The organism is Sphingobium sp. Ant17, assembly GCF_000588875.1.
Lineage (GTDB): Bacteria > Pseudomonadota > Alphaproteobacteria > Sphingomonadales > Sphingomonadaceae > Sphingobium.
Genome location: NZ_JEMV01000009.1, coordinates 94,490 through 108,510 on the forward strand (window position 1 = coordinate 94,490; position 14,021 = coordinate 108,510).

General features: G+C 64.6%; 11 protein-coding genes and 2 pseudogenes. 5 read left to right on the forward strand and 8 right to left on the reverse strand.

Annotated elements, in window-relative coordinates:
* Positions 1-19: 19 nt before the first annotated feature.
* Positions 20-1,393, reverse strand: a complete 1,374-nt coding sequence (locus tag BF95_RS06325; RefSeq protein ID WP_043150149.1) for a cytochrome P450 — start codon at positions 1,391-1,393, stop codon at positions 20-22.
* Positions 1,390-2,523, reverse strand: a complete 1,134-nt coding sequence (locus BF95_RS06330) for a hypothetical protein (protein WP_043150151.1) — start codon at positions 2,521-2,523, stop codon at positions 1,390-1,392. Before BF95_RS06330 ends, BF95_RS06325 begins: the two co-directional genes overlap by 4 nt.
* A gap of 20 nt (positions 2,524-2,543) precedes the next feature.
* On the opposite strand from BF95_RS06330, the gene BF95_RS06335 reads away from it, so the two are divergent.
* Complete coding sequence (locus BF95_RS06335; RefSeq protein WP_043150152.1) at positions 2,544-2,837, forward strand: hypothetical protein; 294 nt, start codon at positions 2,544-2,546, stop codon at positions 2,835-2,837.
* A complete protein-coding gene (gene kdsA, locus BF95_RS06340) occupies positions 2,834-3,670 on the forward strand; it encodes a 3-deoxy-8-phosphooctulonate synthase (protein WP_443018339.1) in 837 nt (278 codons plus the stop codon). Before BF95_RS06335 ends, kdsA begins: the two co-directional genes overlap by 4 nt.
* Positions 3,671-3,863: 193 nt before the next feature.
* Here the strand turns inward: kdsA and BF95_RS06345 are convergent, their stop codons facing one another.
* From BF95_RS06345 to BF95_RS06355, 3 genes are all read right to left on the reverse strand, one after another.
* Positions 3,864-5,129 carry a glutamate-5-semialdehyde dehydrogenase gene (locus BF95_RS06345; RefSeq protein ID WP_043150202.1) on the reverse strand — a complete coding sequence of 422 codons (1,266 nt, stop codon included), beginning with the start codon at positions 5,127-5,129 and terminating at the stop codon, positions 3,864-3,866.
* A 73-nt stretch (positions 5,130-5,202) separates the two neighbouring features.
* Complete coding sequence (locus BF95_RS06350) at positions 5,203-5,838, reverse strand: class I SAM-dependent methyltransferase (protein ID WP_043150154.1); 636 nt, start codon at positions 5,836-5,838, stop codon at positions 5,203-5,205.
* Between the two features lie 144 nt (positions 5,839-5,982).
* A complete protein-coding gene (locus BF95_RS06355) occupies positions 5,983-8,274 on the reverse strand; it encodes a CDC48 family AAA ATPase (RefSeq protein ID WP_043150156.1) in 2,292 nt (763 codons plus the stop codon).
* Between the two features lie 335 nt (positions 8,275-8,609).
* Here BF95_RS06355 and BF95_RS06360 point away from each other — a divergent pair.
* Together BF95_RS06360 and BF95_RS06365 are read left to right on the forward strand one after the other, a co-directional pair.
* Positions 8,610-9,493, forward strand: a pseudogene (locus BF95_RS06360) (LysR substrate-binding domain-containing protein).
* Positions 9,494-9,580: 87 nt separating this feature from the next.
* The gene (locus tag BF95_RS06365) at positions 9,581-10,738 is read left to right on the forward strand and encodes a GGDEF domain-containing protein (RefSeq protein ID WP_043150158.1); all 1,158 of its coding nucleotides are present in this window, start codon (positions 9,581-9,583) and stop codon (positions 10,736-10,738) included.
* 16 nt (positions 10,739-10,754) lie between these two features.
* Here the strand turns inward: BF95_RS06365 and metW are convergent, their stop codons facing one another.
* Positions 10,755-11,348 (reverse strand): methionine biosynthesis protein MetW, encoded by a 594-nt coding sequence (metW, locus tag BF95_RS06370; protein WP_043150159.1) that lies wholly within the window; start codon positions 11,346-11,348, stop codon positions 10,755-10,757.
* Positions 11,345-12,481 carry a homoserine O-acetyltransferase MetX gene (gene metX / locus BF95_RS06375; protein WP_043150162.1) on the reverse strand — a complete coding sequence of 379 codons (1,137 nt, stop codon included), beginning with the start codon at positions 12,479-12,481 and terminating at the stop codon, positions 11,345-11,347. The genes metW and metX overlap by 4 nt, the downstream gene beginning before the upstream one ends.
* 88 nt (positions 12,482-12,569) lie before the next feature.
* Between metX and BF95_RS06380 the strand changes: the two genes are divergently transcribed.
* On the forward strand, positions 12,570-13,520 hold the full coding sequence (locus BF95_RS06380) for a 2-hydroxyacid dehydrogenase (RefSeq protein ID WP_043150164.1): 951 nt from the start codon (positions 12,570-12,572) through the stop codon (positions 13,518-13,520).
* A 193-nt stretch (positions 13,521-13,713) separates the two neighbouring features.
* Here BF95_RS06380 and BF95_RS28805 read toward each other — a convergent pair.
* Positions 13,714-14,021: pseudogene (locus BF95_RS28805) on the reverse strand (hypothetical protein); the annotation flags it as partial.

Consider the following 14,021-nt stretch of genomic DNA (forward strand, 5'->3'; position numbering starts at 1 on the left):
GCGTAGCCATCACCGTCATTTAATCGCGCAGCGTCCCGAACAATAACGGCATCCCCGTCCTGGGCCGGATCGTCAGCCGACTGATCGGTTCGGGCTTGAACCCCGGCGGCACGGTAAGCGCATAGCGCCGGACGACCGCAGCGATCACCGTCATCACCTCCTGCTGGGCAAAGCCCGCCCCGACGCACACGCGCGGTCCCCGGCCGAACGGGAACCAGGCCTGTTTCGCCATATCCGCATTGGCGGGATCATCGAAGCGATCGGGGTCGAAGGCATGGGGGCAGGCCCAATTATCCTTGTTGCGCTGGGTCAGCCAGGGGGCGACCACCAGCATCGATCCGGTCTCCAAATGCTTGTCGCGCATGTCCATCGGACAGGTGACTTCGCGCGGCAGGAAGGACACCGGGGGATAAAGACGCAGCGTTTCTTTGAAGATGTTGCGGAGCTGCCCCATCTCCTTGAGCATCGGCGCGGTCAGCGGCGCGTCGCCTGCAACTGCTGCAATTTCCGCCCGCACCCGGTCCTGAATATGGCGACATTCGGCGAGCATATAGAGCGCCCAGGTCATGGTGCTGGCCGATGTCTCATGCCCCGCCAGGAAAATGGTCGATACCTGCTCCATCACCTGGTTGCACGTGAAGGCCTCCCCGGTTTCGGGATGTTTCGCCTCGATCAGCGACTGGAGAATGTCGCGATGCGGCGCTTCGCCGCGCGAATGCCAGCCTTCATAGCGCGCCTCCACGATCGGGCGGAACACGTCATGGATGGCGCGCGCCGGGCCTTTCGATCGTGTCTCGAACCAACCGGCGGGAATGCCGTACAGCCGCAGCATCGACGCGCTGTGCGCCAGCCGCTGAAACTTGCCGAAGGCGGTGTGGATGATGTTCGATCGCGCCGCGTCCAGCGCCTGCGAAAACAGCGTGCGGAAAATGATGTCGGCCGCGACATGCGTCATCATCGGATCGATATCGACCGGCTGGCGCCGATCGGCCGCATCGAACCGTGCCAGCAGATCGTCGGCCGCCGCCACCATCAGCGGCATCGTCCGCCCCAGCGCGGTATGGGCAAAGGCGGGATTGACCATCGCCCGCTGGCTTTCCCAATCCGCGCCATTGGCGGAAAAGACGCTGTTGCCGATCAGCGGGTCGAGATTGCGGACCAATTCGCTATGCTTGGGGAATGCGGTGCCGCCGCGCAAAATCTGGTCCACCAGGCTCAGCTCATTGGCGATATACATGGTCCGGCCGGGCAGGCGAATCTCGCCCATCTTCATCGTATAGCTTTTGTCGAACAGCACATGGATCCAGCTATGCCAGCCGCGCAGGAACCGCTTGATGAGGCCCCGCTTGGTGCGGGGCGGCTGCGGATAGGGGGGCGTAAAAAGATCGGTCAAGGGATCGTCCTGAAGGCGGCGACGGCGTCGTCCACGGTACGGGGGCCAGCGGTCAGGCTGATGAAATCGAGCGGCGAAAGCCGGTCGCCCACGCGCAGATAGTCGAAATGCGCCTCATATTTGTTCGACCAGCCGCCATGATAATTGTCCGGCTGATAGAAGAGATGGAAGCGCGGCGATAGCATGTCCACCCGCGCCGCATATTGATCCGCGACAAGCTGCAGCGGATTGACGTTATAATAGGCCGCGCCATCGGGGGGCGAGGAGATATCGACATAGCGGAACGTCTTGTCCGCCAGCGCCGCCAGATCCTCATGATACCAGTGCGCGTCGCGCCGCAGCCCGATCACCGGCACCACCTGCCCCATACCCACCATCACCGCATGATCGGGCAGCGGCGCATTCCGTAATGCAAACACCCGGCGCAATATGCTCATGCCCAATATGGTGCCCGCGCTATGGGTGACGATCTGCACTTCGTCCCAGTCGCCGTCCAGTTCCGCCGCGATGCGGGCGGCAAACTGGTCGAGCCGCGCGTCCAGCTCTGCGCCCGGCCCATCGGCGGCCAGCGCGCCATGATAGGTCATGAACCGCAATAGCCAGGGCACGACCAGCTTGGCCAACAAGCGCCCCGACAGCAGCGCGCTGATACCGATGCCCACCAGCGCACTGACCCACAAGGGCAGCAGCAACGCCAGCAACAGCGCAGGCACCAGCGCCAGCAACAGCGGGATCAGCACGGCAAAAACCGGCGGATAGAGGATGGTGATGACCGGCCCGGAGCGCAGCTTGCGCATCCGCCCGAACTGCATGAAGCGCGCATGGCCGACATAGGCCCGCGCCGCCCGCAGCGCGAGCGGCAGCGGATTGCGGATCCACACTTTCGCGATCAAATCTTCCCAGCGCAGATATTCATAATCGACCGCGACGCCCGCCTGTTCATTGGCGACGTCCCATTGCACCGACACCAGCGACCCGTCCGGCCCGGCGCGCCGCGCGCCGACGGTCACATCTTGCCCCGTGAGCTTATGATAGCGCGCCGCCTGTTCGCGGTAGAGCTGATGATAGAAACGCACGCCGCGCGGATCGAAACCGCCGAGGTAGAAGACTTTACGCTTGAACTTTTGCACTGACCCAGCCTAATCGGGGCATGAGCACACCCGAACGCGACTACTGCTATTTCATAGACCATCGCAAATACAACCGAAACATCGGCTGTCGCCGCCACGACAATGCCTATGGCATCAATGGCGGGGGGAGCGAGCGGGATCGCTGGCGCGCGGACATGGCCTTCTACCGCCATATGAAGGGACAGGGTGATCCGATGGCACTGCCTTCGCTCATCGCCTGCCTCGCCTTTGGCTGGTTCTGCTGGAACTATCATCCGGGCAAGGGCCTGTGGCGCGGGCAATTGTTGCGCCGCTTCGCCAAAGCGCCCAAATGAGCGCCATGACCAGCCCGAAACATATATCCACAGGTTCCGTCACCTTCGGCAACGACCTGCCCTTCGTCCTCATTTCCGGCCCCTGCCAGATCGAAAGTCGCGACCATGCGCTGTTCATGGCCGACGCGCTGGCAAAGGCGGCAGACCAAGCGGGCGTGCCCTTCATCTTCAAGAGCAGTTTCGACAAGGCGAACCGGACATCGGTGTCGGGCCAGCGCGGCGTCGGCATCGACGCAGGCCTCGCCATCCTCGCGGAGGTGAAGGCGACGCTGGGCTGTCCCGTCCTGACCGATGTGCATGATGCGGGCCAGGTGGCGGCCGCCGCCCAGGCGGTCGACATCCTCCAGATCCCCGCTTTCCTCTGCCGCCAGACCGACCTGCTGCTCGCCGCCGGGCGGACGGGCGCGGTCATCAACGTCAAGAAGGGCCAGTTCATGGCCCCCTGGGACATGGCGGCGGTGGCGCAGAAAGTCGCCTCGACCGGCAATGACCGCATATTGCTGACCGAACGCGGCGCGAGTTTCGGTTACAATACCTTGGTCAGCGACATGCGCGCGCTGCCCGTAATGGCGCAGACCGGCTATCCGGTCGTGTTCGACGCCACCCATTCGGTGCAACAGCCCGGCGGCCTGGGTTCAGCATCCGGCGGCCAACGCGAATATGCGCCCCTGCTCGCCCGCAGCGCGATCGCAGCAGGCGTCGCGGCCATCTTCGCCGAAGCCCACCAAGACCCCGACAACGCCCCCTCCGACGGCCCGGTGATGCTCCCCCTCGACTGGGTCGCACCGATGCTGGCGAAGCTGAAGGCGATCGACGAAGTGGTGAAGGGGTAAGGCAAAGGGATAGCCTTGCCCTCTCCCGCCTTCGCGGGAGAGGCTATGAAGACTTGGCAGCCTGCTGCCTACTCGCAGTCGGTGAGGGACTTCTTGCCCCAGAAGTCAGACCCTCACCCTCCCACGCCTTCGGCGCGGGGCCCCTCCCTCTCCCGCGAAGGCGGGAGAGGTGTGAAGGTCGCCCTCCATGCGGTCAGGGCCGAACCTGCCCCGTCCCCCGCACGATCCACTTGTACGTCGTCAGCCCCTCCAGCGCGACCGGCCCGCGCGCGTGTAATCGTCCGGTGGAAATGCCGATTTCCGCGCCCAGCCCGAACTCGCCGCCATCGGCGAACTGGGTGGAGGCGTTCCACATCACGATCGCGCTGTCGACGGCGTTGAGGAAGCGCTCGGCGGTGGCGGCATCGTCGGTGATGATGGCGTCGGTATGGTGGCTGGCATGGGCGGCGATATGGGCGATCGCCTCCTCCACGCCCTCGACCAGCCGGACCGACACGATCGCGTCGAGATATTCGGTGTCCCAGTCGGCCTCATCAGCAGGCTTCACCCGTGCGTCCATCGCCTGCACCGCTTCGTCGCCGCGCACTTCGCATTGCGCGTCGAGCAGCGCCGCGACCAGCGCGGGCGCCTGGGCATAGGCGCGGTCGATCAGCACCGTTTCCGTCGCGCCGCAAATGCCGGTGCGGCGCATCTTGGCGTTGACCACCAATTGCTGCGCCATCGTCGGATTGGCTGCGCCATCGACATAGCTGTGGTTGATGCCGTCGAGATGCGCCAGCACGGGCACGCGCGCTTCGTCCTGCACCCGCGCGACCAGGCTCTTGCCGCCGCGCGGCACGATCAGGTCGACAAACTCCGCCGCCTTGAGCAGCGCGCCGACCGCCGCGCGATCGGTCGTGGGCACCAGTTGCACGACATCGGCGGGCAGGCCGGCGGCGACGATCCCCTCGACGATCGCGGCGTGGATCGCGCGGTTGCTCTCCTTCGCCTCGCTGCCGCCGCGCAGGATCACCGCATTGCCCGCGCGCAGGCAGAGCGCCGCCGCGTCGGCGGTCACATTGGGGCGGCTTTCATAGATGATGCCGATCACGCCCAGCGGCACCCGTACCCGGCGCAGGTCCAGCCCGTTGGGGCGCACGCTCTGGTCGATCACGCTGCCCAGCGGATTGGGCAGGCCCGCGACCTGCTCGACGCCCGCCGCCGTCGCCGCGACCCGCGCTTCGTCCAGCCGCAGCCGGTCGAGCAAAGCGGGCGACAGGCCGTTCGCCACCGCATTGTCCATGTCGCGCGCATTGGCGGCGATGATCGCCGGTGCCTGATCCCGCAACGCCTGGGCCGCGCGGCGCAGCGCATCGGCCTTTTGCGCGTCGCTCGCCTGCGCGATTATAGCGGCGGCGCGGCGCGCGCGCGCGCCCATCGTCGCGATCAGCATTTCGGGAGTCTGGGTCAGGTCGTTCATCATCACTCTCGCCATTCGGATCGGCGGCGGCTTAGCATGAACGCAGGCCGTTGCGAAGGCGATAGGGCCAGGGTCAGGCCGCCTTGGCCAGCCCTTCATCCTTCACCGCGCGAAACAGGCGGCAGGGCGGAATATTGCGCCATTCCATCTCATCTTGCACCTGACCGAACAGGGGATCGATCAAACGGCGCACGAAGCGCGAATATTGATAGACGAGGAATGCCCCACCGGGTCGCAGCGCGCCAAGCGTCTCGGCCGCAATGCCCTCTCCCACGCCATCGGGCAGGGTGGAAAAGGGTATGCCCGACAGGATATAATCGGCCTGAACATGCCCCGCTTCCCGGATGAAGCGGCGCACATCGGCGGCCGAGCCATGCACGACCTTCAGCCGAGGATCATCGATCTGTGCTTCGAGATAGGCGACGAAATCGACATTGAGGTCGATCGCCAGCAGCGTCGCATCGGGATGCATCCGGTCGAGGATCGCCTGGGTGAAGGTGCCAACGCCCGGTCCATATTCGACGAACAGGCGGGTGCGCTGCCAATCGACCGGATCGAGCATACGGTTCACCAACGTCGCGGACGAGGGAATGATCGATCCGATCATGCCGGGATGTTTGACGAACTGCCGGAAAAACAGCCTCCACTGGCTTAGGAACGCGCCCTTGCGAGCGCGATTGTCGTTCTTTTTCAAGGGAATGGAGGCCATCAATATCCGCCTGGTTGTCATTACGGTCGGGCGTCGCAAAAATCGGCCAGCCTTGCAAGCCGCATTGCGCGCATCGGGCAGGAACGCGCAGGCGGCGATTGGGTTTCCCCGCCGCCTGCGCGTCACCCTAGCGGTGAGGCTCGATCAGGCCCGATCGCGCCCGCGTAACATGCCCGGCGACACGAAGCCGATCGGGTCGATCTGCATCGCGCTCTGCTTCAACGTCGCCTGGATCTGCTCATATTCCCGCTCCATTTCGGGCGTGACCGATGCGCGGGTTTCCAGCAGCGCGGCCTCGAAATGCGCCATCGTGACCTTCTCGACCGTCATCGACTGGCGCAGCGCGAACAGGCCCGCCCGACGCGACAGATCTTCCAGATCCGCGCCGGTAAAGCGCTCCGTCCGCGCCGCCAACGAGGCGAGATCGACATCGTCGGCAAGCGGCATCTTGCCGGTATGGATCGCCAGGATGCGCGCGCGTCCGGCTTCTTCGGGCACGGGAACATAGATCAGCTCGTCGAACCGGCCGGGCCGCAGCAAGGCAGGGTCGACCAGGGTCGGGCGGTTGGTCGCGCCGATCACGACCACCGATTGCAACTCCTCCAGCCCGTCCATCTCGGCCAGGATGGTGTTGACCACCCGCTCCGTCACCGCCGGTTCGCCGAGGCCACCGCCGCGTGCGGGGACCAGGCTGTCCAATTCGTCGATGAAAATGACGGTCGGGGCCACCTGCCGCGCGCGGGCGAACAGCCGGGCGATCTGCTGCTCGCTTTCGCCATACCATTTGGATAGCAGGTCGCTCGACTTGGTGGCGATGAAGTTCGCCTGCGCCTCACGCGCGACCGCCTTGGCCAGCAGCGTCTTGCCGGTGCCGGGCGGACCATAGAGCAGGAAGCCCTTGGCCGGGCGGATGCCGATCCGGCGGAAGGCGTCGGGATTCTTGAGCGGCAGCTCGACCCCTTCCTTCAACCGCATCTGCGCATCGTCCAGCCCGCCAATGTCGGACCAGCCGATGTTGGGCGCCTGCACCATCACCTCACGCATGGCGGATGGCTGGACCCGCTTGATCGCCGACATGAAATCCTCGCGCGTGACGCACAATTCTTCCAGCACGTCGGCCGGGATCGTCCCATCCTCCAGGTTGAGGCGTGGCATGAAGCGGCGCACCGTTTCGATCGCCGCCTCGCGGCTGAGCGCCGCCAGATCCGCGCCGACAAAACCATAGGTCATGCGCGCCAGTTCGGAGAGGTCGACCTTGTCGCCCAGCGGCATGCCACGGGTGTGGATGCCCAATATCTCGCGCCGCCCGCGCTCGTCGGGCACGCCGACCACGATTTCGCGATCGAAGCGGCCGGGCCGCCGCAGCGCCTCGTCGATCGCCTCCGGGCGGTTGGTCGCGGCGATCACCACCAGATTGGTGCGCGGCTCCAGCCCGTCCATCAATGTCAGCAACTGCGCGACCAACCGCTTTTCGGTCTCGCCGGTCACCTGCCCCCGCTTGGGCGCGATCGAATCGATCTCATCGATGAACAGGATCGAGGGCGCAGCCTTGGCCGCCGCCTCGAATATCTCGCGCAGCTTCTTTTCCGATTCGCCATAGGCCGAGCCCATGATCTCCGGCCCGTTGATCAGGAAGAATTCGGCCTCCGATTCGTTGGCGACGGCGCGGGCCAGCCGGGTCTTGCCCGTGCCCGGCGGGCCATGGAGCAGCACACCGCGCGGCGGATCGACGCCCAACCGCTGGAACAGTTCGGGATAGCGCAGCGGCAGTTCGACCATTTCGCGCAATTGGTCGATCGTATCGGCCATGCCGCCGACATCGTCATAGGTGACGTCTGCGCGGCGCGCTTCCTTCGGCTCCTCATATTCGGGGCGCAGTTCGACTTCGGTCTCGGCATCGATCTGCACCACGCCCTTGGGCACGGTCGACACCACGACCAACCGGATTTCCTGCAAGGCATAGGCCGGCGCGGCCAGCATCTGGCGCAATTGCGGCGGCATGTCACCGGTCGGCACCTGCTGCTGGCCCGCCGTCGCGACGACATCGCCTGCGGTCAACGGCCGCTGGAAGAAGACCCGCTTCAACGCTTCGGGATTACCCTGAAGCCGTAAATTATTTTGTGCAGGCGCGAACACGACGCGCTGGGCAGGGCGCGGCTCGACCTTGTCGATGTGGACGAAATCGCCCGACCCGGCCCCGGCATTGGCGCGCTGCAACCCATCGAGGCGCAGCACATCCAGCCCCTCATCTTCCTTGTACGGGCGTACTACGCGGGCGGGTGTCGATCGCTTTCCGACGATCTCGATCACATCGCCTTCGCTCAGCTGCAATTCCGCCATCACCGTCAATGGCAGCCGCGCAAGCCCGCGTCCCGCATCTTCGGGCCGCGCATTGGCGACCTGGATACGGCGTCCAGTCATTTCGTCATCGGCCATGGGCACCCAGTCCTTCTTGTTCCGTAACGAGATAGGAAACGTCGGCCGTCGCGAAAAGGGGGCCATGTCGCCGACGCAGGGCATAAAAAAAGGGCCGGCCACAAGGGCCAGCCCGTAAAGTTTTAGGAGAGGATGCCTGAAAGGCCTGCGCTATATGTAGCGTTAAACGCGATATTGCAAGTGCGAACGCAAAAGTTCCGGTTGCAAAAAATGCATCTTGCCATTCGCCTGATTTTCCTGCTCTGTAGGGTGAGGATGCTTGAGACCGGAACCTGCCCGCCCGACAACAAGCCATGACGCGGCGCAGCGCACCGGCGATGGAATAGTGAAAGACCATGCGGAGATTACCGCCCCTTACGGCCCTTGAGGCTTTTGTGCAGGTCGCGCGCTTGGTTCGGTCAAGGCGGCAGCGGAGGAGCTTGCGCTCTCGACGCCCGCGCTCAGCCGCCGGGTTCAGGCGCTGGAACGCTTCATCGGTCGGCCTTTGTTCGACCGCAAACATCAGGCGCTGGAAATCAATGCCGAAGGGCAAAGGCTGCTCGACGACATTGCACCTGCCCTTGATTCGCTGGCGCAGGCGCTGGAAAATATCCAAAGTGGCGGCAACCAGCTGCGGCTGCGGCTGGCGGTCCTGCCGCTGTTCGCGACCCAGCGCCTTTTCCCGCATCTGGGTGCCCTGCGCGCGCTTCATCCACAGTTGCATATCGACATCGAAACGACCCCGCATGCGGTCGCGCGACTGGGCGAAGGGCTGGACGCGGCGATCGTGCTGCTGGCCAAGGATATCGACCCGGCGCTCTATGCCCATGAACTGGACCATGACGAAGTCTATCTGATCGGGCGGCGCGAACTGCTCGAACAGCCCCATGCGCTGACGTCGCCACAGGAACTGGCGCACCATACCGTCTTGATCCATCGCGATATGGCGCTGTCCTTCGACGCCTGGAAGGAGGCGGTCGGCCTGCCCGACATGCAACCGCTGGCGATCGACAATTATGATTCGGGTCAGTTGATGCTGGAGGCCGCTGCACAGGGGCTTGGGGTGGCGGTGATGCATGCCAGCCATTTCAACCAGTCGGGCGACACGCGGCTGGTGCGGCTCTTCCCCGACACGCATGTCGACAGCCCCTATCGCTATTTCTTCGTCTGCCGCCCCCGCGCGCTCCAGACGCGGGCGGTGCGCATCTTCCGCGACTGGCTGGTCGCCGCTGACATCTGACGCAAGCGCGGGACATCGAGCCGGAAACCCGGCAATTCTTTCCCGCCTGGCTCTTAACCTTGTTTCACTGCTGCCGTTATGAGGGTCATGACCGGGGCACTCTCTTCTTCCGCTGGCTCGCAACATGGGCTGACCGACCGACTGGCGCGTTGGGCCAAGGGCCTGTCGGGCAAGACGGAGGAGGAAGCGGAACCGGCCGAAGCCCGCCCCCGGCCCGGATCGGCATCCAGCCGTGAGGTGAATCGCCGCCGCCAGCTCTACGAAGATATAGGCGACTTCCTCTTCGCCCACGACCTGGACCTGACGCCGATCAATTTCAGCGTCGCGCTGGATTATCTGACCGGCGCGAATATCGGCGTGGAAAAGGCGATCCGTGCGGTGCTGATGGAGCGCGGCAAGATTACCAATGGCTGGGTCGAAGCGGTCGCGGCCGAACAGCGCGCCGATGAAGTGACCCCCGACTCGCTGGCGACGATGCTCGACAAGGTCGAGGAAAATCTGACCCAGTTTACCGGCCTGATGCACGAATCGCGCAATTCGGCGAAAGATTATGGCGCGGCCCTGCAGGAACAGGCCAAGGATCTGGTCGAAGGACGCGATAGCGAGCCGGTGCTGGCGCGCCTCGTCGGCCTGACCCGCTCGATGGTCGAAAAGACTCGCCTTGTCGAAACCCAGCTGCGCGAAAACCAGAAACAGACCAAGGCGCTCAAATCCAGCCTGGAAAATGCCCGCCGCGCCGCCGAACATGATCATCTGACCGGCCTGCCCAACCGCCGCGCGTTCGAAAATGTCCTGCGTGAAGAGGTTGCCCTGGCGCTGGCGCAGGGTGAACCGCTCTCGGTCGCCTTTTGCGACATCGACCATTTCAAGCATGTCAACGACACCCACGGCCATGATACGGGCGATCGGGTGTTGAAATTCGTGGCCGGCCTCTTGTCCAAGGCGTCCAACGACCGCTGCCATGTGGCCCGCCATGGTGGCGAGGAATTCGTCATGCTGTTTCGGGGCAAGGGCGCGGGCGAGGCCTGCGAAGTGGTGGACGGCGTGCGTGAGGATCTTGCGACCCGCAGCCTGGTCAACCGCGCGACCGGCGAACGGATGGAGCGGGTCAGCTTTTCTGCCGGCGTCGCCAATGTGCTGGCCTATGAAGACGCCCGCACCGCGCTCAAGGCGGCCGACCGCGCGCTCTATCTCGCCAAGGAACATGGCCGCAACCGCGTCTATCTCGCCGCAGAAACCGACTGATCCGCCGCAATCGCGGTTATTTCCGCAGCAAAAACACCGCATGTTCCGCGAACAGATTGGCGTTCGCGTGGGTGGTTTCCTTGTCGCCCTTCAAAAACCATTGCCCGTCGATCGTCCAGCCCCGCTCCTTCACCAGCGCGCGGAAGTCATCGACCGTGACATGGTGGATGTTGAGCGTGTCATACCAGGTGTCGGGCAACAGCCGCGTCACCGGCATCCGCCCGCCCCACAGCAGCGACAGCCGCCCGCGCCAATGCGCGAAATTGGGGAAGGAGACGAAGGCCTGCCCGCCGATGCGCAGCAATTCCTCCACCACCAGGTCGGGCCGCCGCGTCGTCTGGAGCGTCTGGCTCAAGATCGCATAGTCGAAACTGGCGTCGGGATAGTAACGCAGGTCCGTATCCGCATCCCCCTGCACCACCGACAGGCCGCGCGCCACAGCCGCCGCGACGTTCGATCCATCGATCTCCAGCCCGCGCGCATCGACCCCGGCATTGTCGCGCAGCGCCGCCATCAGCGCGCCCTCGCCACAGCCGACATCCAGCACCCGCGCGCCCTGCCGCACCGTCCGCGCGATCAGCGCCAGGTCGGGGCGCAAGGCCGCGCTCATGCCCGTCCGCCCTTCAGGAAGCCGTCGACCACCCGGTTGAGTTCGGGACATTCGAGCAGGAAGGCGTCATGGCCGAACGGGCTGGACAGTTCGACAAAGCTCGCCTGCGCCCCGCTGGCGTTGAGCGCATGGACGATGATCCGCGATTCGGTGGTGGGATAGAGCCAGTCGGTATCGAAGCTGACGAGGCAGAAGCGCGCCTTGCTCGCGGTAAAGGCATGGGCCAGCGACCCGCCATGATCCTCGGCAATGTCATAATAGTCCATCGCGCGGGTGATGTAGAGATAGCTATTGGCGTCGAACCGATCGACAAAGCTTAGTCCCTGATGCCGCAAATAGCTTTCCACCTGGAAATCCGCGTCGAATCCGAACGTCTTGGCGTCCCGCCCCTGCAAGCGCCGCCCGAATTTCTCGGTCAGCCCGGCTTCGGACAAATAGGTGATATGCGCCGCCATCCGCGCGACGGCGAGGCCAGCGCTCGGCACCTGCCCATCGGCATAATAATCGCCGCCGCGCCATTGCGGGTCGGCCATGATCGCCTGCCGCCCCACTTCGTGGAAAGCGATATTCTGCGCGCTATGCCGTGCGGTCGAGGCGATAACGACGCAGCTTTCGACCCGGTCCGGGAGCAAAGTCGGCCAGGTCAGCGCCTGCATCCCCCCCATCGACCCGCCGATCACCGCCGACAGCCGCGCGACACCCAGATGGTCGAGCAGCAAGGCCTGCGCCCGCACCATGTCGGCAATGGTCAGCACCGGAAAGCGCATCGCATAAGGATCGCCGGTCGCGGGATCGATACTGGCCGGGCCGCTCGACCCCATGCAGCTGCCGATCACATTGGCGCAGACGATGAAATGGCGCGCCGGATCGACCGGCTTGCCCGCGCCCACCATCCGCCACCACCAGCCGGGCTTGCCCGTGCCGGGATGCTCCGATGCGACATATTGGTCACCGGTCAGCGCATGGCAGATCAGGATGGCGTTGGCCCCGTCGGCATCCAACTGCCCATAGGTTTCATAGGCGATATCTACCGGCCCCAGCGTCGCGCCGCTCGACAGCTTCAGCGGCCCGGCAAGGCGAACCTGGCGGCGCAGGCCGAAACGGCTGTCTTCAGTCGCGATGATGCTGGCCATGGTGCCGCCGCGCTAGGACCGCCGCCCGATCCTGTCAATCGCCCGCGACGGGTGGCGGCGGGGCGGGCGAGCCTCTAAATATAGCGGCATGACCGACACACCCCGCCCGCCGATCGTCGCTTATGGCCCGCTCTATCCCTATCTGACGCAGGGGCTGGAGCGCCGCTTCACCGTCCACCCCGTCGCGGCCGATGCCGACCTGACCGCCCTGCCGCCTGCCGTGCGCGACGCCCGCGCGCTGGTCAGCTTCGGATCGGTCGGCGCGTCGGCGGCGATCATGGATGCGCTGCCCCGGCTGGAACTGATCGCGCTGTTTTCGGTCGGCTATGATCAGGTCGATATCGACCATGTCCGCCAAAGGGGCATCCGCGTCACCAACACGCCCGACGTGCTGACCGACGATGTCGCGGACCTGGCGGTGGGCCTGCTCTACGCCACGATCCGCAACATCGCCGCCAATGACCGGATGGTCCGGTCGGGCGCCTGGGCGCGCGGCGAAAAGCCTGCGCTGTCGGGCCGGGTAACGGGTCGCCGTATCGGCATAGTGGGCCTCGGCCGCATCGGCCGCGCCATCGCCAAGCGGCTGGACCCCGTGGCGGGCGAAATCCTCTACCACAACCGCCGCGCAGCGACCGACACGCCCTATCGCTACGTCGCCGACCCGATTGATCTGGCGCGCCAGAGCGACATCCTCATCGTCGCCACATCGGGCGGGCCGGAAGCAGCCAATCTGGTCGATGCCGCCATGCTCGACGCGCTGGGACCGGACGGGGTGATCGTCAATATCAGCCGGGGCAGCGTGATCGACGAAGATGCGCTGGTCGCCGCTTTGGCCGACGGCCGGATCGCCGGCGCAGGCCTCGACGTCTTCGCCGCCGAACCCCATGTCCCGCCCGCGCTGCTGGCGATGGACCAGGTCGTTCTCCAACCCCATCAAGGCAGCGCCACCATCCACACCCGCGCGGCCATGGCCGACTTGGTGCTGGCTAATCTTGACGCGTATTTTGCGGGTAAGGTACTGGTCACGCCGGTGGTGTAAGCCAGCAGTGGCCTAACATTCCCCGTCATTCCCGCGAAGGCGGGAACCCATCTCCCAACCCAACCACGCACGATGCAATAGAGACGCCCTCGATAGCGCGGGCATTACGAGGTCAAGCAGCAAACGTTCCCCTTAAACGCTGTCACCCCCGAAAGCCGGCATAACGGCAAAAGGCGTTGAGCAGTCAGGTGGCTTACGGGGTGCCGTTGCATAATGCTGACGCAACGCGATCACTGGCTACATCGAATGTCACGGATATAACGGTGCATCCTGCGTCTATCCCTATGGGGAGATCTTCGTATTCCACCCATTCACGCCCAGGTCGCTCATTGAGGACGAATTGCGCCTCAACCGACTTCTGGCCATTCTCGGACGGACTGTACGCATAGTATCTGTGATAATTAGATATGCCTTCCCATCCTTTGGGGAGTTTGGCGGTCGCTTCAATTTTGTCCATGAAGTACGAACGCTTTTGGCGTTCCAATGAACCGCAATCTGTCA